At 54.7% G+C, this 19,577-nt stretch carries 13 protein-coding genes and 1 tRNA gene; 6 read left to right on the forward strand and 8 right to left on the reverse strand.

Annotated features, from left to right (window positions below; translation table 11 throughout):
- Position 1: 1 nt before the first annotated feature.
- Positions 2-409: a gamma-glutamylcyclotransferase family protein gene (locus SH421x_RS19505; protein ID WP_488851641.1), complete on the forward strand. Its 408-nt coding sequence runs from the start codon at positions 2-4 to the stop codon at positions 407-409.
- Here SH421x_RS19505 and SH421x_RS19510 read toward each other — a convergent pair.
- The 6 genes from SH421x_RS19510 to SH421x_RS19535 all read right to left on the reverse strand — a co-directional run bounded on the left by SH421x_RS19510 (position 394) and on the right by SH421x_RS19535 (position 11,435).
- A complete protein-coding gene (locus SH421x_RS19510; RefSeq protein WP_488851643.1) occupies positions 394-1,413 on the reverse strand; it encodes a helix-turn-helix transcriptional regulator in 1,020 nt (339 codons plus the stop codon). The two genes, SH421x_RS19505 and SH421x_RS19510, sit on opposite strands and share 16 nt — an antisense overlap.
- Before the next feature lie 114 nt (positions 1,414-1,527).
- Positions 1,528-2,592 carry a DUF932 domain-containing protein gene (locus SH421x_RS19515; protein ID WP_488851645.1) on the reverse strand — a complete coding sequence of 355 codons (1,065 nt, stop codon included), beginning with the start codon at positions 2,590-2,592 and terminating at the stop codon, positions 1,528-1,530.
- A gap of 167 nt (positions 2,593-2,759) precedes the next feature.
- Positions 2,760-3,977 carry a DEAD/DEAH box helicase gene (locus SH421x_RS19520; protein ID WP_488851647.1) on the reverse strand — a complete coding sequence of 406 codons (1,218 nt, stop codon included), beginning with the start codon at positions 3,975-3,977 and terminating at the stop codon, positions 2,760-2,762.
- A gap of 1,053 nt (positions 3,978-5,030) precedes the next feature.
- Complete coding sequence (locus SH421x_RS19525; RefSeq protein ID WP_488851649.1) at positions 5,031-6,671, reverse strand: flotillin family protein; 1,641 nt, start codon at positions 6,669-6,671, stop codon at positions 5,031-5,033.
- Positions 6,672-6,809: 138 nt separating this feature from the next.
- Positions 6,810-7,394, reverse strand: a complete 585-nt coding sequence (locus SH421x_RS19530; protein ID WP_488851651.1) for a hypothetical protein — start codon at positions 7,392-7,394, stop codon at positions 6,810-6,812.
- Between the two features lie 216 nt (positions 7,395-7,610).
- On the reverse strand, positions 7,611-11,435 hold the full coding sequence (locus SH421x_RS19535) for an MFS transporter (RefSeq protein ID WP_488851653.1): 3,825 nt from the start codon (positions 11,433-11,435) through the stop codon (positions 7,611-7,613).
- 331 nt (positions 11,436-11,766) lie between these two features.
- Here SH421x_RS19535 and SH421x_RS19540 point away from each other — a divergent pair, with 331 nt between their 5' ends.
- Positions 11,767-12,063 (forward strand): hypothetical protein, encoded by a 297-nt coding sequence (locus SH421x_RS19540; protein WP_488851655.1) that lies wholly within the window; start codon positions 11,767-11,769, stop codon positions 12,061-12,063.
- Positions 12,064-12,065: 2 nt separating this feature from the next.
- Here the strand turns inward: SH421x_RS19540 and SH421x_RS19545 are convergent, their stop codons facing one another.
- Positions 12,066-12,908, reverse strand: coding sequence for a hypothetical protein (locus tag SH421x_RS19545; RefSeq protein ID WP_488851657.1), 843 nt, complete (start codon positions 12,906-12,908; stop codon positions 12,066-12,068).
- Positions 12,909-13,144: 236 nt separating this feature from the next.
- Between SH421x_RS19545 and SH421x_RS19550 the strand changes: the two genes are divergently transcribed.
- From SH421x_RS19550 to SH421x_RS19565, 4 genes are all read left to right on the forward strand, one after another.
- A complete protein-coding gene (locus SH421x_RS19550; RefSeq protein WP_488851659.1) occupies positions 13,145-13,564 on the forward strand; it encodes a hypothetical protein in 420 nt (139 codons plus the stop codon).
- A gap of 173 nt (positions 13,565-13,737) precedes the next feature.
- Positions 13,738-14,097 carry an STAS domain-containing protein gene (locus SH421x_RS19555; protein ID WP_488851661.1) on the forward strand — a complete coding sequence of 120 codons (360 nt, stop codon included), beginning with the start codon at positions 13,738-13,740 and terminating at the stop codon, positions 14,095-14,097.
- Positions 14,098-14,308: 211 nt separating this feature from the next.
- Complete coding sequence (locus tag SH421x_RS19560) at positions 14,309-14,659, forward strand: ATP-binding protein (protein ID WP_488851663.1); 351 nt, start codon at positions 14,309-14,311, stop codon at positions 14,657-14,659.
- A gap of 328 nt (positions 14,660-14,987) precedes the next feature.
- A tRNA-Asn gene (locus SH421x_RS19565) sits at positions 14,988-15,060 on the forward strand.
- Positions 15,061-15,479: 419 nt separating this feature from the next.
- Here the strand turns inward: SH421x_RS19565 and SH421x_RS19570 are convergent.
- Positions 15,480-19,574, reverse strand: coding sequence for a Zn-binding domain-containing protein (locus SH421x_RS19570; RefSeq protein WP_488856456.1), 4,095 nt, complete (start codon positions 19,572-19,574; stop codon positions 15,480-15,482).
- Positions 19,575-19,577 lie beyond the last annotated feature (3 nt).

The following is a 19,577-nucleotide window of genomic DNA, read 5'->3' on the forward strand; positions in this document are numbered from 1 at the left end:
TATGGCCCACGAAATCACCGCATTCTTCGCCTATGGAACCTTGAAGCGAGGCGAAGAGCGGGAAAAGTTTTGGCCTGCTCGGCCGTTGACCGTAGTCACCGCATTCACCCAAGGTCGACTTTACGAACTGGGCGAATATCCAGGCCTCGTCCATGGTGGAGATCGCATCCAAGGGGAACTTTGGATCTTCAAGCATCGTGACGCGGCTGCGGTGCTCAAGACTCTGGATGAAGTCGAAGACTATCCGCGGTTGTATGGCCGCGAAGAGTTACCTTGCGAAACGTTTGATGGACAACAAATCTCGGCGACCGCTTATCTGTACGCGAGTCCTGACAAGCTGACGGAACAGCAACGCATCTTGCCAGACGCTCAAGGCGTCGTCGTCTGGAAGCGTCAGTCGATTTGGTAAATCTGGGCAAGTCGCTTGACTCGTTCGGCGACTGCTTTGCGGCACGAAGCCGGCGACAGCACTTCGGCTTCGGCGCCAAGCGCCAACACGCGGGGGATGATCTCTAAATCGTTCGCCGCTTTGACAGACAATATGACACTGCCATCTTCTTGCGGTTCGATCTTTTGTTCGGGGTGCCAAGGATCTTCGCGCACCCAGGCCGCCGCAAAGCTGCTGATCTTGATCTTAAAGTTCTGCGGTTTTTCGGAGGCGAAGATACCAATCGATTGCGCCAAGTGTTGTTCGAGATCAAAATCCTTGGGCGGTTTGAAATAAGCGTCCAGCGCCTCCGCCTTTTTAAAGCGGTCAAGCTTCCAATGTCGCACTCGAGTTTCCAGATCTTCGACCTCTCGCGCTGCCGCGACGATGTAGATGCTCGATTGATAGAGAACCACACCGTACGGTTCGATCTCGCGCTCTTTGGGTTTGGGTTGGCCCAGCGTTTGATACGAGATCTGCACGACACGATGCTGTTGGATCGCGCGGTTGATCGTCTTTAGCACCCCTTCTTGATCTTTGTAAGACTTGGGGGTGATCCCACTGACATGCAGCACCTGACGAAATTTTTGATAGTGATCCCAGATTCCGTCAGGCAGCTCTTCCTTGATCTTGTTCCAGAAAGATTCAATCCCAATCCAAAACGGCGTTCCGGCCAGCGGCAACATAAGATCGCGTCCCAGCGACAGTGCGATCAGTTCGGTGGCCGATGCGTTGATCTTGTGCATCCCGCGAGCGCCGGTCCCCATTTTCCAGACGCGCCCGCGCGGCGATTCGTGCGAGTCGACGTCGACTCCGGCCGCTTGTAACGCTTCTAGATCACGGCGAACCGTGCGGACATGCAGCGACGTCAGGCCCAATTGGCTGACCAGATCGTCGCGGACTTCTTCCAGCAAATACCCATAGCGCGAATGCTCGAGGATTTGCAGGATCTTATGCTGACGGATCAGTTGTTCGTTGCGTGCCACCGGACCAGTTCTTCCGTGAACGAAGTTGCGAATCGCTTCACGCGGTTAGAGCGACGTCGCTCCTTGAACTGGCAGTGTAACCCGCAGCAGCCCCCGTCGGCAACGGTCGCGCGGTTAATTGAGGGTCGCGGCCGACTCGCCTAGCAGCAGATCAGCAAACTCGGTCGAATCAGCGGCTGTGCCTTCCATGTCATATTCGTCCGAAATCAGGCTGCCAATATAAGCTTGCAGACTACGATTGGCGTCCGCGTCACTGTGATGCGTGGCGACCTCGCTGGCGAAATTTACCAGGTCATAAATCCGACATTTCGCCGGCAAAATACGTTGTCGCTTCTCGCTCAGCGCGTCCAGATTGGCCATTCCGTACAGTTCGTGCAGGCGCCCTGTCATTTTATGGAAGTCGGGAATCACGCTCTCGGCCGAGAACGATTTGCTGCGATCAAACTTGCACAAGATCTTATACAGTGCGTTGCACTCGTGCAGCGACGCCCACGATGTTTGCGCGCTTTCAAACCGCTGTCGCAACGCCGCATAGCCTTCGCCGTTGTCGTAACTGTCCAGCGCCCGGCTGATGCAGTGGCCAATGTCTTTGCCCAAACTGACGTCACTGCGAAATGCGCGACTATAGCCGATCGCCCCATTCGAGCAGACCATCCGCAAAAATGAGAGAAAAATCCGCGGTTGGCTGAAGCCGTCGATCGGGGTCTCCATCACAAATCGATGCTTGAAATGATCGCCGCCGATCTCAAACGTGCAATCGCCGCTGCGGGGACGATGCGTGCTAGTGATCATGCCGTTGGCATAGTCGACGTCGTCTCCGTCATAACGCTGCACTAGGTCGATCACCTCGTCGTGCATGATCACCGGCCGCTTGGGATTGCTGACCGACAGCAAACGAGGACTTCCCTTAGCAGAGCGCTCGACGCAAAAGCGGACCGTATCGCTGGGCGTCCGCGCGGCGATACGCTGAAAGACTTCGCCATGATCGAAGTAACGGAAGACGCTCTCCGAAAAACCGAAGCGAATGAACATCGATCGCCAGAAACGCGGCGTCGGCGTTAGCTTCTCACCGTGCAGATCGATCGACTTAACGTGCACCTTGCCGCTGCGTTGATCGCGCTCGGCGGCGACTTGAAAATCTTTAATTCGGGCATTTCCGTATTCGAAGTTCCATTTCATCGCATCGTCTCCCGTGCATGGGTTTTTGGAAGTGGATCAGTTTTTCCGTGTGCCACGGCGCTGTGAGCCGTGTCTTCGTTCGCCTGGGGGGTGAAAGTTCGGATCGATCGGCGCTTCGCGCGGCTCAAACAGTCGTGGCGCCCAACTCTTCAACGGTGTTGATTTGACTAAAAGCTTTCGCGAACCTGCTGCCAAAACGGTTTCGACGTGCGGGCCGCGGCGACCAATTTTGGCAGTTTGACTTCGGCGCCGGCGATCAGCTGCCGCGTCCGCGTGCTGATTTTACTGATCTCGCGATTCATCTTCAGGCTGCGCCATTGCTCGCCGTTCCAGACATACTGCTCGGCGGCAGTCGCAGTTTTCAAGATTGGATGTGGCGTGTTACGGCATTGCACGATCTGTTTGAACGGATGGGCCGCATGCTTGCGAAAGACTCGTCCGCACATCTGAATCGTGCAGGCCCGGCTCGATGGTCGGCAAAAAACCGTTTTCAAATCGGGACAGTCAAAGCCTTCGGTCAAGATGCTCATGTTGATTAACACCTGCACGCGTCCAGCGATAAAATCTGCCAGTTGGCGATCGCGATCACTGGTCGCCGTCACCACTTCGCTGCGAATGCCGTAGAGCGAGAGTGCGCGTTGTGCGATGTCACACTGTTGGCGACGATGGAAAAACATGATCGACTTGCCCCAATGTTGAGGGCTTTGAGCGTAGTGTTCGGCGACCGCTTCCGGCGTATATTCCGGAATCGTGAAGTGATGAAACCGGCTTAGGTAGTCATCTTGAATCAGCTGGTGAATCCCCGCGTCTTTGATCACCGTATCAAAACAAAGTTTCACCCGATCGCTGCGAAACGGCGTCGCCGTCAGTCCCAAAATGTAGGTCGGACGAACCGAACAATGCAGATTGGCCATGCTGCTAGCGGCGTCGTGCTGCGCTTCGTCGACGATCAGCATATCGACCTTGGGCGGGTTTTTGTCGAACATCGAAATCAGCTCAAGCTTGACGTCAAACCCACGGCGTAGATTTTCTTCCTGGGCTTGTTGCAGCAGATTCCGACGCATCGAAACCCACCCGATGCTTAGCCCATAATGTTTTTGCATCCACTGGGCGATGCCCAATCCCATGACTGTCTTTCCGCTGCCGGTCGGACTTTCGACCAAGACCGACGCCCCGGAAGCAGAGAGTTCATGAAACGGATCCGCTCGGTGTGCTTCAAAGGCAGCGATCGCTTTCGACGCGATCCGCAACTGGTAAGGCCGGGGATCGACCATGGCGCCCTCGAACAAGTCGTCCAGGCAGCTGTCGTCAAACGGCGCCTGCGAGATGGAAAGGACGTCGTCGAACAATGGGGCATGCGAGAGGAGCGTTTCGTGCTGAATCATGGGAAATTTCCTTATTCACCGAGGGGCCTGTTTTTCACTTCTTGCGGCCGCGTTGCTGCGACGGATATAGCTTCGCCCAGGGCCGTGACACGATAGGTCCCAGGGTGGGAAGATTTTTCCGAATTTTCTTGAGGGGCCAAATTTCACGGGTGAATGCGACCGGATTTCAATGACGAAGGTCGAAATCAGAATGTCGAATCAATGACGAAATATCGAATCACCTTAGGCGGCGTATCCCGGGTGAATGCAGGCTCTCTGCGGCGTTGGCGGACTGGACCGGACCGCAAACGAAATTTTTTGTCGAACCTCCCATGCTGCCTGGGTGTTAAGCTGCGTGGTTTAGCGACAAAGCCTGACCGACCGGACCGGACTGCTATGTTTTTTTTCTGAGCGGCTGAGTGGACTCTGGACCGGACCGGACTGAATCATTTTTTTCTGAGCAGCCAAATGGACTGGACCAGCCTGCAGTTGTTTTTTTCGGCGCGGACAGAGCGGACCGGACCACGTCGTTTTTTTTCGCCGAATTGGGCCACCTCCGTAGGTGCGCATTCGACAGATTTGCCGCTCAATGCCCCAGAACCAATTACCGCGCAGCAAAAAGGCCCGGCAACCTCTCTCGAAGTTGTCGATCTTCAACGACAAAGCCCCGCCAAACTGATACCAGCAGGTCGCACGGCGCACTTAAATGTACGAATACATCATAACTAGATCCTAAGACTTTTTCAAGGGACAATCTTTGCCAACGCTCCCTCGGACCGATGCCCAAAGCGGCCTACCGAAACTAGCCATGGCGCCCAGGCTACTTCAGACTGCCAGCCGCTGTTGCTGTTTTTATCCAACACCCAATCGACCTAAGTTCCGCGCACCTTGTCAATCGACATATATTCCGATCGAGAAGAACAGACGGTGCTAATCGGGTGTCAAAGCATAGAATCGAAGCACTTGGCTGTTGGTCGGTTTTATGAAGAGTAGCGAGTAGCCTGGCGCATAAAAAAGCAGCCGCTTTTCCGGAAAGCGACTGCGTAATACATGGTGTTTTGATCTCGAAACCGCTTACGCGTCTTCGTCTTCCTCCTTCGCGGCCGTGGCGACTGCTCCGTTCGACTCCATCGACTTGGCCAAGCCTTCGGGGCCATCTTCGGCGTAGCGGATGAAGGCTTCGGGCAGTTCGACGCCGCCGATGTCTTTTAGCACTTGCATCATCGGGGGCAAGGTTTTGGCCATGCCGGACAGCCAATCGGCGGTGCTGCTGCGGCCATCCTTGTTGCCGCCCCCTTCCCAGACGACGACCTTGTCGAACTTGATGTTCGAGATCGCTTTGGCCGACGATTCGGCCAGGCTGTCGAGATGTTCGAGCAGCATGAGCTGGAACGCTTCTTTCGAGCTGCCGCACGCTTGGACGATTTGTTTGAGACCTTCACCCTTCTTGGCCAGCTTCTCGTATTCACCGCGGGCTTCGGCTTCTAGCTTAGCGTAGATCGCATCGGCGTCGGCTTGGGCCAGAATGCGGCGCTTGGATGCTTCGGCCGAGGCGTCGACTTCCATCTTCGCTTTTTCGGCTTTGGCCGGAGCTTCTAACAACGCACGCTTCTCGGCTTCCACGCGTTCGGCTTCGGCGAGGGCCGCTTTGGCCATAGCGCGGTTTTGCGCTTCCAGCACCGCCGCTTCGGCCTCTTTCTTGCGGGTTTCGCCGATCTGATAAGCTTCGGCCCGCTTGACGGCGAGCGCGGCTTGCGAGGCGGCGATCTTGGCGTTCGAGAGGTTTTCGCCTTCGATCGCGGTCGCGTCGGCGTCGGCGATCTTCACGCGTTTGTCACGCTCGGCGTTCTTGACCTGCGCTTCACGCTCGAACTCAGCGGTCCGTTCGCCGATCGTTTGTTCTTTTTGCATTTCGGCGACGCGAATCGACTGATCGCGTTCGGCTTCGCGGGTGCCGATGACTTGTTCTTTTTGGGCCAGCGCGACCGAGACCAACTTGGCTTTGTCAGCTTCGGCGACGCGGATTTCGCCCATCTTCAAGTTTTCGGCGACGTCACCACGAGCATTTTGAATCGCCAGCGAGGCCGCTTTCTGGCCGATCGCGTCGATGTAGCCTGACTCGTCGGTGATGTCGGTAATGTTGACGTTGATCAAGATCAGTCCGATCTTGTTCAACTCCGGCTCCAGCGACGTTTGGATATGTTCGAGCAGCTTATCGCGATCACGGTTGATTTCTTCAATCCGCATTGACGCGATCACCTGACGCAGCTGGCCGAAGATCAATTCTTCGGAATGCTTGCGGATTTCGCCGACGGTCAAACCGAGCAAACGGACGGCCGCGTTATCCATCACGCCGGGCGAAGTGCCGATCGCGACGGTGAAGCAGCTGGGTACGTTGACGCGGATGTTTTCGGACGACAGGGCGCCGCGAAGCGGGATGTCAATCTGGACCGGCTCGAGGCTGAGATAGGCGTAGTCTTGAATCAACGGCCAAACCAGATCGGCTCCACCATGAATTGTTTTGGCGGCGCTTCCTTTGTTGGTGCGACCATAGATGACCAGCACGCGGTTCGAGGGACAGCGTTTGTATTGTTTGGCGATGAAGATCAGAGCCACAAAAAAGATCATCAGGATGAACCCAAGGATCACCAGCGTCCAAAAAACGGTGTCGCTAAGTCCAAAGAGGGCAAAGAGTGAGGGGAGAGCATTAAGCATGATGGACGATCCAATTCGTGTGGGTGTGAACTTCGTGCCTAAATAGGTGTACGTCGCCCCTTGCGAGGCGCGAGGAGATCGCCAGTGAAATGCGTCACGTAGAAGTTACAGCGACGCGGGTTATGACAGAGTTAACGACTATGCCGATAGGCGGGCGACTTCGAGTGTCGTTTCATCGATCACTCGCACCACGCGAACCGGCGTTCCGGTCGAGAGTTTTTCGGTTTCGGCGGTCATTGCCGCGTACTCGACGATCTGGTTATGCAATTGCATTTGGACTTTACCCTGCCCCTGATTTTCTCCGGGAATTGGCACATAAACCTTGGCCGGCAGTCCTACGGCATCCATAATTTTGACCGTGCCATCGATTCCGAGTCGATAGACGAACAACATGATCCAGTGGACCAGATACATTGCCGCTAGACCAAAGATGGTTGCAATCGCTAGTCCTGCGAATCCACCAGCTCCGGCCGATTCGGCCGCCATGCCGGCAGCACCGAAAAAGGCGAGTGCAGCGACGATCGTTTTGAACGAAATCACGCCGAAGAGCCAAGTCGATCCATGAGCCGTTGTCGACAGGTCGGAATCCGGCAAGTCGAAATCGTCAGGGATTTCGTGCTCAAAGTCCAACGAGTCGCCGCCGATGCCGATGATCGCCAACGCAAACTGCATGAATAAGATGGCGCCGCCTACAATGGCGCAGATCAAATACATGGTGGTCATTTACCGCCCCTTTCGTGAGGAACGAATCCCCAGTTACTAGATGTTCACCAGGTATTCGCTTTAGCAGGCGGAATATTGCGGCAATTCCTTGCCGCTAGGCGCCCCCCCTATCATGGAATTCTGTCTGGAGAATGTCAAACTTTTCCAGTCGGTTTGCCCACAGATTTGGCGAAGGGGGGATTATTGGGTGTTCTTCGGGCTGGGCCGACTGCTACGCTATCGATTCGCCTGTGAGAGCGCCAGCTCCTTAATTGCTTGCAGGTCCAGCTTGCCGGTCCCTAGCAGCGGCAGATCGGCAACTTGGTAAAAAGAATCTTGCCCCGGGATAAATAGGTTGGGCAAACCGCGAGCAACCAGCGCTTCACGCAGTTGCTCAGGCGTTTTATCAATATTGGTGTAGAGGACGATGAGCCGTTCTCCTCGCTTGGGGCAAGGAGCGGCCGAAACGGCGATTCGCGGCTTCTCGTCTTCGGTCGGACCAAGGGACGAAGCCAGCGCGTCTTCGATCTGAATATGAGGAATCATTTCGCCGGCGATCTTTGAGAACCGACTGATGCGTCCGGTGATGCAAATGAACCCATCCTCGTCGATCACCGCCATGTCGCCGGTGGTGTACCAGTTATCGTGCAGCACCTCGGCGGTTTTGTCAGGGAGATGCAGATAGCCCAGCATGACGTTGGGGCCAGAGATCTGCAGCATTCCTTGCTGATCCGACGCGAGCTCTTCGTGCGTATCGAGATCAATAATGCGCGCTGAGACGTTGGGGATTGGCCGGCCAACGGTCCCTTCTTTGCGATCGGGCTGAAAATTGTCAAACGAGCGACTGGGGGGAATATTGCACGACACCAGCGGCGAACATTCGGTCGCGCCGTAACCTTCGACCGGCCGAACGCCAAAGCGTTGCTCGAACTCATCGCACAGATCACGCGGCAGTTTCTCGGCGCCGGCGATGACGACTTCCAACGTACGGAATAACTCTGGTTCAACGCGACGCATAAAGCCGCGCAAAAAGGTGGGCGTTGAGAACATCAACGTGCCGGCGTATTTGTGGGTCAGCTGACCGATCTGTTTTGCATCGAGCGGGCTGAAGTGAAACGCGCCGGCGATGTCGAGGGACAGGACTGGCCACATCGTCAACGTATAACCAAACGAATGAAAGAAGGGCAAGATGCCGATCATCACATCTTTGTTATGCAGATGCCCCATCTGATCGACGGCCTGCACGTTGGAAGCGATATTCGCCTGCGTGAGCATTACGCCCTTGGGTTCGCCGGTGGAACCAGAAGTAAAGATGATGCTCACCAGATCTTCTGGCTGAATCTGATCGATCCCCAACTGCCAATTCAAGATGCGACTAGGAGTCAAAAACGCAGCTGCCGCGCAGCCGATTTTGTCCCACGTGGTCGGCTTCGTCTTTAGGTCTTCTAGAAAAACAACTTCGGCATCGAGCTGATACTCAAACTTGTCCATGAATTTGCGACTAGTCAGCACATGCTTAATACCAGCCTGGCGAATGCAGGAGTTCAGCACCTCATTGCCGACGGTGTAGTTGAGATTGACCGTCGTCCGGCGATCAAGCGCCAGCGCTGCATTGACAATCGCACCGGCGCCGGTAGGCGGTAACAGAATGCCAACCATCGGCTCTGTCTGGCGATCGGCCAGCACGTGACGATTGAGCAACCGCCGCATGATCATGGCACCAGCCAGCAACTTACCGCCGGTTAGATCGACGCCGGTCGAGTCGGCGACTTTACGATTGAAGAGGCGCTTTTTGCAAGCGGCGATAAAACTTTGGACGGGAGGAATGACTCGGTCATGTCGTACCGCAAATGCATGAGAACCAAGTCGCTGCACCGCTTGGCGAATTTTAAACACGTCGTAGGGCGCCTCAATCGGTTTGCCAAAGTGAATCGAAATCGGCGTCCGCCAGGCTTGGGGACGCTTCCAGAAAAACTTGCCGCCTGAAAAGCTGAATATGCTTCCCCATAGTTCGTCAAGATAAACCGGCACCACCGGCGCATCGGTCCCTTGAACAAGCTTCATCAGGCCGCGTTTGAACCCCTGTACTTGGCCGCTGCGGGTGATGCCACCTTCGGCGAAGATGCATACAAGCTCGCCATTTTTAATCGCAGCGTTCCCGATGCGCAGCGCTTTTAAAATCCCTTTGGGGCCGTTGTCGATCATGATTGCGCCGTGCCATTCGGCAAATTCGCGCGCCCATTTGCTCTGGAAATTCCCGGCCCAGACAAACATGCGGACGGGACGACTGCTGGTCAGCAGCAGCAATATTCCGTCTAGATAGGTAACGTGATTCGAGACCAAGAGCGCGCCGCCATTGATCGGCAGATTTTCGCGGTCATAAACCCGAATGCGATAACAGGTTTCGCTGGCGAGCCAAACGAAAAAGCGGATGGTGGGCTGGGGGATCAGTCGCAGGATATACCACAACACTGGCACCGTCGCGATGCAGCAGAAGAGGAAAATAAAACGAGACGTCAGAAGAGGCAAGCCTGCGGCCTGTTGAAAAACTGCCGCCGCCAACTGTTTGTCTTCTGGAAACCGAGCAAGCTGATTGCTGCGATCGACCGGGTCGGCAACTTTAAATCGGTAGGACAGCTCAACCCACAGCAACTCAGCAATTGCTTTGCGGCGCTGCTCATCCGTTGTAGCGAAGCGATCAATCTGATCAAGCGTGATGCGTGTCCCCTGGCCTGCTTCCCACTCTTGCTGATGGGCTTTTACTTGAGCCGCAAGCTCTCGTTCAAATTCGGGGGAGCCTACATACTGGACCGCTGCAATATTTTGGACGGAGCCCTCACGCACTTGCCAGCGCATGCCCATAAATAAAATTGCTACCAGCATGCAACCGCTGAACGTAAGAAAGTTAGAAGCGGCGAGGATGACGCCGCGTTTGCGCGGATCGCTCCGGTGTTGCAAGAATGCGGCCAGAGGAACCTCGAACAGCCCAGCGAATACCCCCAACGAAAACAACAGCACGCAAGTAATCCCGTAAGTCGCATTGAGCGTCTCGTCAGGATTTACAATGGCGCCATGCACAAAGGACAAGGCCAGTGAGCTAAGCGCCATGCCTGCGGCGCCCAACGGCAAGATACCAAGCTCGACATGTCCTTGCGACCAGTAGCCGGCCAGGACGCAACCGACAGCAACGCCAGAGACCAGTGCGATCAACAGGGGGCCAACTTGCTGCTGCGTGGTGGTCCCACCCTCGGCGGCGAATTGATCGATGTTCATCTGCGCGAGACTTGCCAGCGACCAGAAGAAAGCGGTGCCCAACGCGACGCGTAAGATAGCGCGGTCTTCACCCAAGACGCGCAAGTTGCGGATCGTTTCGTGGAACGCGACGATCGGGCTCCAAGGAAACTTCAAGCTGCTATTGGCGACCGGTAGCGGCTGAATCAGCAAACTGGCTCCCACGCCCACGAGCGCCGTGCCGACCAAGATCGCCGCCGCCAACATAATGTTGGTCGTCCCCTGATCGGTCCAGTCGCTGAGCGAATTGCCGACGAAGGTGCCGACCGCGACGGCGATGACGGTGCCTAATCCCAGCAGTCCATTGGCGGCCGAGATATGTTTGGTTTTCAGCATCTCAGGAACGGCGCCCAATTTGGCAGGCCCGTACAGCGCACTTTGAGCCCCCATCAAAAAGACGGTCGCCAACAGCCACCAAAAGCTGTTTGTCATCACAAACAGGATGCCGAGCGCCATGATGGCGACTTCGGCCCATTTGCACCAGACAATCACCGTCCGCTTGCTGTAGCGATCGGCCAGATAGCCGGCATGCGCCGCGAACAAGATATAGGGGAGCACGAAACAAGCGGTGCCGGCCATCAGTACCGAAGCGATATTGGTAGCGACTTGCTCCTTGCCGATACCGATCACGAACCAGCGAAAGATATTGTCATTGACCGCACCCAGCATCTGGGTCACGACCAAACCGAGAAAACTGGTCGACCACAGATCATCGCGCTCGGCGTCGCTTTCGGCGTCGCTTAGGATCGAGGACACGGCGTCAGAATTCATGGAAGATAGCTTCAGATAGGTTCCGCAATTTAATCCGGTAAGTTAGCCGATTCGCGTCAATCCACCTAGTAGTGGGTAGCAGAGAACATGGCAGTTAAGAAGGACGCGGATTTGGCGCCCGAAACAGTCACCGCTCGGCGCCAATGTTAGACCACTTTGCCATTCTGCACCGACCCCACTTGCCCCCCATGCTGCGTGCAGGCCGAAATATGCCTGCGATCGTCATCGGCGCTATAACCCTGTCTCCACAGAAACAGCTGAAATTCTGGGGTCGCTAGCTCGATATTAACGGATACATCTGCTCATGTGCCCGACGACTGAGAGCTTACCCATGGAACTAAATCGCAATCAATACTTCATGATCGGCCTGATCGTGCTTGCGCTTGGGATCCAATTTCGCGTGATTGATTCGGTCACGCTGACGACCGAGGCGAGCTCTTTTATCGCCAAGCGGATCGTCAAGCAAAAGACGGAATCTGGCGAGATTCCCCCCGCCTTTGTGCCCGCCGCCGAACGACAAGCCGGCAACAAGCAAACCATCAATCCTCCCGAGTGGCTTGGTTGGGCGCTGATGTCGGTTGGTGGCGTCTTGATTTTACACAGCCTTGCGATGCCCAAACCCGGCTAGAACTACCGCCGATTGTAGGGCAAGTTCGATCCCTGGTTCAGCTCTAAGTAGTCGCGATAGGGAGAGTAAGTGCGAATTCGGACCCAGTCGACTTTGCGTTCAAATACCCCCTGCCCTGGCACAATCACACGGACTTTCAGCAGTCCGTTGGGCGCCAGCGTGTCATCGATCTCGGGATTAAATCCCCGATACGGGAGCCGGATCGACGTTGATCCGTTCAACGATTCGATTTTTCCTCCCCAACGCCCAAGCCGGGTAGAAACAACTCCCCGCATTGAGGGAACCGTGTAAAAATCGTATCGGTTGAAGCCATACAGTTCTGCGTCGTACTGCCCTTGCAGATCCATAGAGCGTCCAAATTGATCCCTGGCGTCAATCGACAACAACAAGCCATCCGCGATCAGATCGTAGTCCCAGTTCTCTAGCATGGCGCTCACGTGGAGCGACGACAGCAGCGGGACGTACGAAGCGGCTTCTTCGTGAGAGGACGCCTGTTGCACCGGGCGCGCAATGATTTCGCTTCGCAAGTGGACTTCGGTCTCTTCGACCAGGTCAATCTGTTGCCGACGCAACTGGTCGGCTGAAATAGTCTCTCCGGCCACCTTCGCCGACTGAATGCGATCCCAATCAATCGGGCGCACAATCTGGACGCCTGATTTTCCACTCGCCAGCCACAATTGCAGATCGTTCGATTTGGGCGAAACCGTCCCGGTGAGCGATCGTCCGCTTTGTAGCAGGACGGTGATATCAGATCCGTTGGCTTGGCTGCAGAAGAGCAACACCCAGGTCAGGAAGGTCGTAATCTGGAGGTACATATCGGCGACTCGGCGAATTCTGGCGGACAAATGGTCTTCCGTGCCAAAATGCAACCTTGGCGCCAAAGCAGTCAAGCCAGCGGCCAAATGGATCCTAAAGCGTTGCAAAGCATTAGCTTACACGCTTTTGACCACGCTCACCAAGAGTTTTTGTCGAGGCGAAAAAACAACCTTGTGGCAATAACGCAACGGCCGCGCGCCCCTGAAGCGTGTCCTAAAATTGCTACGTCGCAGTAGTTTCAGCACCCCTTCACCAGCAGTTCCCCATGTTACGCATATTAGGCGTGATCGCCGTTTTGCTGCTTGCCGCCCTACCGTTTGTCGCTCGGGCACAACAGCAATCGCAAACTCCCCCCCCGATATCGGCTCCCGACGTCGAAGTGGTGACCGACCGAGCCAGCGCCCAGGCCGACGAAAAGCGGCGTCGGAACCGCGTTCGCGAAGGAACACGGATTACCGATAGCGTGGGACAATTCGACTGGGTGGGGGACCGGATGAACTTTATCAGCGATGACGGAACGCAAGATTTCCATGTCTTAGAGAATCTAACCATGGAACGGGTTGCCCAATCGATGGAGCAGTCGGCCAGCAAGATCACTTGGACGGTCTCGGGAATCGTGACCGAGTATCGCGGATCCAACTACTTGCTGATCGAGCATGTGACGCTCAAAGGCCGCCGTCAGTAGAACCGGCCTAAACAGGCCGGCGAAATCGAGGAACTTGCCCACTGCTAGCAAGAGGAGGCGTTGACATCACCGTTTGCACGAATATCATTTGAAATAACGGGTTACGTCAAATGGCCGATCTGCTTTTGGGCAAAGCGACGGCTGAACTGCTTCATTGCCAGCGAGGTGCATAAATGGCCGATCATAGGCGTCTTGGGGTTTCCGAAGTCAGCGGAGTAACTGTCGTCCAGTTTATTGATCGCAAGATTCTCGACGATTCGCAAATTCAAGAGATTGGCCAGGAATTTACTGCGCTGGTCGAAGACGATCAAAAGAAGAACATCCTGCTTAACTTTGCGCATGTTGAATTCCTTTCGAGTTCTGCACTGGGCAAGTTGATCAACTTAGAAAAGCAGGTCAAAGCTCACAGCGGCAAGCTCCGTATGAGCAATATCCGACCCGAAATCATGGAAGTTTTTGCGATTACTAAACTGAACAAGTTGTTTGATATTCGGGATGATGTCCCAGAAGCTTTGGCCGCTTTCAAATCGTAGTTGATAGCGTTCGAACCGCTAGGAATGTTTTACCGCAGGCAATCGCCGTCATTCTCTTTTCTTCAATCCGCTAGTGGCTCGTCCCGCGACTCTTACCAGGTCGCACTCCCGTTACTCCCGAAACCCCCAAGAAACTATGGGAGCAAGTAACAATTGGCTGTGGACTTGCTCGGAAACTATTCCGAGTGACACGCATGAAGGCCAGCGTCTTGTGAAGCAGCTTCTTTCCAAGCTGGAAGAGCATTCATGGGGCATGTCCGACGTGTTCGGTATCCATTTGGCCGCGGAAGAAGCAATCGTCAATGCGATCAAGCATGGCAACGCTTACAATCCAGAAAAAAGCGTTCAGATTGAGATGAACGTCGGAGCCGATCGCGTGTCTCTTCGTATCACCGACGAAGGTCCTGGTTTTAATCCAGTCGAGGTCCCTGATCCGACCGAAGAAGAGAATCTGGAAAACGAATCGGGACGTGGAGTCATGTTGATCAAAGCCTACATGACGGAGGTGCAGTACAACGATCGTGGAAACTCTGTTTTCATGCAGAAAGTCCGCTCGCAGTGACGATGTAGTTCGTCATTGCAAGTACGATCGAAAAAAACTAGCGTCTCACTCCAGGTCCTTGCCGCGGCGCCAGTCAGCTCTTTGATCCCAGGCAATTCCATCGCCCGCAGATCATGGCCTGATCGGAAGAGTTTCCCCTGATCCCGGCAAAACCAACCGCGCAATATTCGCCCGATTTGGGTCTTGCTAGCTCTGACCTCCCCAGGTCGAGCAAGCAGGTCAGGTCGTACGGAAAATACCAAACAAAAAGTCGCCCAGCTCTACCCTCAAACAGTCGAAGGGGTGTTGCGTTTCAAAGCGACCTAGCTAAATTAGACTCTTTCGACGATCCCCTGTAGCTCAGTTGGTAGAGCGAGCGGCTGTTAACCGCTATGTCGTAGGTTCGAGTCCTACCGGGGGAGCTGATTTAGTCTGCGGAATATCCGCCGACAAACGAGTTAACGCACAACGCCGAGAGTGAAAGCTCCCGGCGTTCGTTGTTTCTTGGCTTGCTGGCAAGGGTTTTGCGGCGATCTGGCGTTGCGAGAGGGTTCTCGGCCGATCGCACGTGGGCGGCTGTTATTGGTGCGTCGCCACGCTCCCCACTAGACTCTCTCGCTCTCTGTCACGACGGCCGCCGTGGGTTAACAATCTGATTGGTTTCGTTTGGCGAGAACAGCCCCTCGCGAAAATGGCGCGAAATGCCATGTAAGAAAGTAGCGAAACCCAAACTGAAGATGTCAAGGAAGTTTTCTGATCCGCAAAAATACCTTCTGAAAAACGTGATTTACTGGCGTTCGCAAGGTTATCTCGCGAAGGATTCATTCAAAACTGCAGCCATTTACGGTCTTCCAAAGACATCTTGGTAATTTTGAAGTTGGTCATCGAGTGGCTGATCGAATCGGATAACAATGACACGGTAGCCGCGATTCAAAAGCGCCTCACGTAGCCTTGCATCCAAGACCCTTTGATCTGGTTGGTCATGAACCGCCCCATCACAGAAAATGCAGACATTGGGGGAGTAGAAGAAATCCGGGATACATCGCGGTTCTTCAATGGATTTCTGCGCCTCATCTGGCAAACGAAGATGACTTTCAGCGATGGCGGTCAAAAAACGTCTTTCAATCTCTGAGCGAGAATCGGTCAATGACCTGAGCCACTCGAGGTGCGCGGCCCAATCTCGTCCACCTATCCTGGGCAATGTTTGCGACTGTGACAGATCTATCAAAACCTGCCTCGCGCTGAACCGATCAAGCTGCATCGCTTGCGTTTGATTGTTGAAGCTCAGCAGGCACTCATAGCAAGCGGTTTGACAGTCCGGCTTAAGATCATTTCCATCAGTATCAAAATGACACCGCTCCAGTGCTTCATTGGCGATCTGAGACAAGACGTTCGGATTGTCAACAATCTTCGCCAAAACTCCGGCGCCACCCTCATTGGCTTCGTAGAACAGAATTGATTGGTGAGACCCCGTACCAATTCTTTCTACAGACAATTCCGATTCGTCCAGCTGAAACACTTGCTCGCATCCGCGTTGCAACGCGTACTGCAGGGTGATTTGCACCGCTTCGTTGTTCAAAAGATCAGGACGGACAAAGCGAACCAATAGAATGTTCTGTGTTCCTTGGACAAACAACTTCGTACGATCGATTCGTCGGGTTCGCGGTGGACCGCCCGTCTGAGCGGCTCCTGTCACGATTTCGCCATTTTCAAAGTCGACGAGGAAACCGGATCGGTTCGTGCCGCGCCAGCCCTGATTGATTCGGATCAAGTTTGCCGCCGGTGCATATACGAATCGGAGCACCGTTGATCCGTTAAACATCACGTCCGCCTCGGATGTGCGGGCCTCGCCAGCTTCCGTCGCAAACTGAAAAGCAGTTTCGATTTCATAGCCGCGTCGTCTTCGCTCTTCTTCGTCGCATGTGATTCGCTCGCGACGCCGAACGCGGACGTTGGGCATTTCCAACAACGAAACCATTTCGCTCTTCTGGCCATCGAACCGAGTGTCACATACCTGACAAATATCGAGAGTCGAATCACAGAATGCACCGCAAACTCCACAGATCCGCCGCTGGAAACGACGCTCGTCAAGTCCACCCGGGGGAGACTGAAAGCTAGAAATCTCCCATTTACTACCTTCGTGATAAATAATGTTTCCTGGAGCAAACTCCCTGATCGCAAGGAATCTTGGGCGAGTGATAAACTCGCCATCATCTCGCGGCACCCACGCGCGCACGGGAAGTGCCGGGAAGTTATATCCTGGTAGGAAGCCTTCGCTGGCAAGGTAGCGATAGGGATAGAAATCCCCCTCTTCACGGCCAGTATTCAATTGCAACAGCAGATTTCGCTGGCGAAGTGCCTCTTGTTGTCGACGGTTTGCTGCGTCTTGGTCCTCGGGCTTGCGTGCACGCAAAAGAGCCATTTGCGACTCAAGCAACTGGCGTGTCGCACTACGGAAAAGCTCTCGCCAACGATCAAAAGTACGGTCAAACCGAATTGGCGCGTCGTCGATGATCCGCCGCAGCCATGTGTCGCTGTACCAGCCCGAAGCGCTGAGCGTCGCAACATCCGCAGATAGAGATTGACGGATCTGCGCAAACAATTGAGTCTTTTGGGAATTATTCAGCTCGATTGCGGCCGAAGTATCTGTTCTAAGCGGCAGTCGTTCGTCAATATCCGTGTCAATTGATTCTTCGATTGAACGGCCCAATCGCAAACGAATTTCGGCTAGCCATGAAGCTTGTACATGTGCTCGCATCAACGCTTCATTCGACAAATCAAGGCGAGGCGGGCGCACACTTCCTGCTACCATCTCTTCGCGACGGTTGAAGAAATATTGATCGTGACTGTTGAGAGCTCCGCAGTAGGTAAAAATCAGACCTGGTTGCCCCTGACGCCCCGCCCGCCCGCTACGTTGCGAATAATTTGCCGGTGTTGGCGGTACGTTCCGCATGTGAACCAAATCCAAGTCCGCGATGTCCACGCCAAGTTCCATTGTTGGCGAACAAACCAGGTAGGGCAGGCGACGCCCAAGCTCCTGCTCTTTGCTCTGATCGCTGTCCTCCCAGCGGAATCTTCGTTCTCGCCTTTCACGCTCTCCTGACTTGACGACCTGAGCGGTATGCTCTCGCGCTTCCATCTCCGCCAGAGACGACGCAGAATCCCGATAGAAACGTTGAAAGAATGTATTTACTGGCTGGGGTGTGGAGTCATATCCTCGCCCCGTTGCACGACGCGCATACATCAAATCCACCGGAGGCGGACTGCCATCACCCAGTAGCCAAACGATTGCACCGGCATCCAATTGGTAAAGCTGATGGTCGTCGACTGGATCGAGCCTGGTGAGTAAACCATTGCTGACCAGCAAGGAGAGTAGGCCGTCGAGAACTTGTTGATATTCCGCCGTCGTCAAATCGAGTTGTGTCCTAAGAAACTTCCCGATGGCACTTTGAGTGTTAAGGCTGAATCCGTCCACAGGCCGAGCCGAATCGCCTGTCCTTACAAAGCGATTTGCCACACGCAGCTCATTCGTCGCTGGAGCCAGTCCCCAAAATTCATTTAAGTGTTGTTCAGCCCGTCGTCGCAGCTGTTGTTGATTAGTCTCTTGAAGGCATCGACAGCGAATCGCAAGTTTTCTACGAAACTGATCGAGAATCGCACGAGTGATTGCTTCGCGATCGGCAGCCTGCAAGTCAGCCAAAGAAGAGTGAAAGGACCAGAGAGTGTCGTCGCGCGCTAATTCCTCCAAAGCAAGATAGCCTACTCGGAGCAAACCGACATGTTCCAAATTGGGCTGGACGACTCGCCAACCGCGTCGTAGATCTTCGTAGAGCCGATACTCGGTCAATTCGGTAAAAGCCCGCCAAACTTCCGCCGCCGCATTCGATTGCGGATCCAATTCGGCATTCTTCGCAATATCGCGGATCACCAATCCGCAATGCGAGACGACTTCACGAGCAACTTGGTCAAAGGTTAACCGGCGATGTTGGTCCAGTGCAGCGTAGAGAGATGAACGCAACAAAGACACATGAACAAAGTCGTTGAAATGTCCCGCCTGGAGCGATGCATCCTGTCGGTTATCCGTGAAGGTCAGCAGTTTGTCACGAGGTCCATCGTAGATCCCGCTGTGCCTAAGCATTGAACTGGCAAGCACCGTAGTCGCGCTACTGCGAGCTTCACTTGAAATTGACGCCAGTTTGCTGAAGTCACTCTCACGAGCAGTGTAGAACTCGCCACAATGCAAACACAGGGAGAATGGCGTTTTCTGCCACCACATCTTGATCGCGCTGGCATGCGGGTGCGAATAACAACGGCCGTCGGTGTCAACCCAAACCTCTTGCGGAACTCGCTCACGCCAAGTCCGAGTTAGACGCCCCCGTGCATCGCGCCACTCATCCGGAACCTGATCATCGCTCCAATCATTCCGTGCAGGAGACAGCATCAAGTACCCTGCCTGTCCACCATCCTCTTGCGTCACACCGACTGGGTGCGGTGATACTCCATAATCGTCCCGCGTCACATGATAAAAGTCCTGGCCACAGCTCCGACAGAATTTGACCGGCACGAACAACCGACCAGGCGAAGCTAGAATCTGGCCGTCGAGTGAAAACTCTCGTGTGCCCGCCTGTTCCAAAGTAGCGAATAGCGCCCGGCCTTGGCCGATGAACTGATGCAGTTTGAACGCAAACGCCCGCCCACCGTCATCACGCAACAACTGTCCGCCTTGATTCAAGACTGCTTGCAACAGCTCTCGACACGTCTGTCTATCTTGCTGAGTCTCATCGGCCAGTCGCTGAGCAGCCGTCGAAAGCGTCTGCGGTACGCGCCTAGCCAAACGAGACTCAGCTTCCGTCTGCAGTCCGAACTCCCACTCCGACCAGCGCGCAAGCGGATGGGCGCGAAAGGATTCCAACGTATCGGGAACCGGCGTTTGCATTCC

This window comes from Blastopirellula sp. SH421, from assembly GCF_057808535.1.

Bases quoted from the DNA above. Each gene is read 5' to 3' on its own strand.
- SH421x_RS19525 (WP_488851649.1), bottom strand. From the start codon at position 6,671: ATGCTTAATGCTCTCCCCTCACTCTTTGCCCTCTTTGGACTTAGCGAC.
- SH421x_RS19555 (WP_488851661.1), top strand. From the start codon at position 13,738: ATGGCCGATCATAGGCGTCTTGGGGTTTCCGAAGTCAGCGGAGTAACT.
- SH421x_RS19550 (WP_488851659.1), top strand. From the start codon at position 13,145: ATGTTACGCATATTAGGCGTGATCGCCGTTTTGCTGCTTGCCGCCCTA.
- SH421x_RS19520 (WP_488851647.1), bottom strand. From the start codon at position 3,977: ATGATTCAGCACGAAACGCTCCTCTCGCATGCCCCATTGTTCGACGAC.
- SH421x_RS19540 (WP_488851655.1), top strand. From the start codon at position 11,767: ATGGAACTAAATCGCAATCAATACTTCATGATCGGCCTGATCGTGCTT.
- SH421x_RS19535 (WP_488851653.1), bottom strand. From the start codon at position 11,435: ATGAATTCTGACGCCGTGTCCTCGATCCTAAGCGACGCCGAAAGCGAC.
- SH421x_RS19515 (WP_488851645.1), bottom strand. From the start codon at position 2,592: ATGAAATGGAACTTCGAATACGGAAATGCCCGAATTAAAGATTTTCAA.
- SH421x_RS19505 (WP_488851641.1), top strand. From the start codon at position 2: ATGGCCCACGAAATCACCGCATTCTTCGCCTATGGAACCTTGAAGCGA.
- SH421x_RS19570 (WP_488856456.1), bottom strand. From the start codon at position 19,574: ATGCAAACGCCGGTTCCCGATACGTTGGAATCCTTTCGCGCCCATCCG.
- SH421x_RS19530 (WP_488851651.1), bottom strand. From the start codon at position 7,394: ATGACCACCATGTATTTGATCTGCGCCATTGTAGGCGGCGCCATCTTA.